Genomic DNA, 567 nt, shown 5'->3' with positions numbered 1-567 from the left:
CCCTTTAGGTATCAATGCTTCCATCTCTGCTTCACTTAAAGTACCTTTAGCAGTCACAGAATCTTGACGAAACACACCGATTAGGATTAATACCGCTAAGATAATCAACAATAATAGGAGCCAACTGAGCCAGCGCTTTAAGCTCCCTTTCTGCTTACTGCGACGATAATAATCGATATCTTTAACATAACGCATCTTCTACTCCTTAATCGATAACACAACCGGGGGTGGCTAAGGCGACATCCCGAATTGCTTCATAATAACGGACATACCCTGTACAACGGCAGATATGATCATTGAGAGCCTCCTCAATGGCTTTTTCTAGATTAGCTCTCTTAATGGGGCGGCGATTTAAGCGATCTAAAAAGACCGTTGCACCCGCAACAAATCCTGGCGCACAATAGCCACATTGGAAAGCAAAATTATCAATAAAAGCCTGTTGAATAGGCGTTAAGATCAATACTCCATCTTTTTTTGTCGCCTGCCCTTCAATCGTCACAATATTTTTGCCGGCAAAATAGTGCGCTCCAAAGATACATGTTCTCGTTTCACTCTTTGATCCATCAG

Annotated in this window: 2 protein-coding genes; both read right to left on the bottom strand. The window is 42.3% G+C overall.

The genetic code is table 11. The features are described from left to right. Positions 1-195: hypothetical protein (locus tag FK529_RS20950; RefSeq protein WP_205124414.1), on the bottom strand; the 195-nt coding region annotated here is incomplete at its 3' end. A gap of 10 nt (positions 196-205) precedes the next feature. Further along, positions 206-567, bottom strand: a 362-nt coding sequence (locus tag FK529_RS20945; RefSeq protein ID WP_231703192.1) for a (2Fe-2S)-binding protein, incomplete at its 5' end; no start/stop codon positions are given.

This window comes from Tsukamurella asaccharolytica, from assembly GCF_007858435.1.
In the GTDB taxonomy this organism is placed as follows: domain Bacteria; phylum Actinomycetota; class Actinomycetes; order Mycobacteriales; family Mycobacteriaceae; genus Tsukamurella; species Tsukamurella asaccharolytica.
Note: the sequence above shows the minus strand (reverse complement) of the source record. Positions and strands in the feature narration are given on the sequence as shown.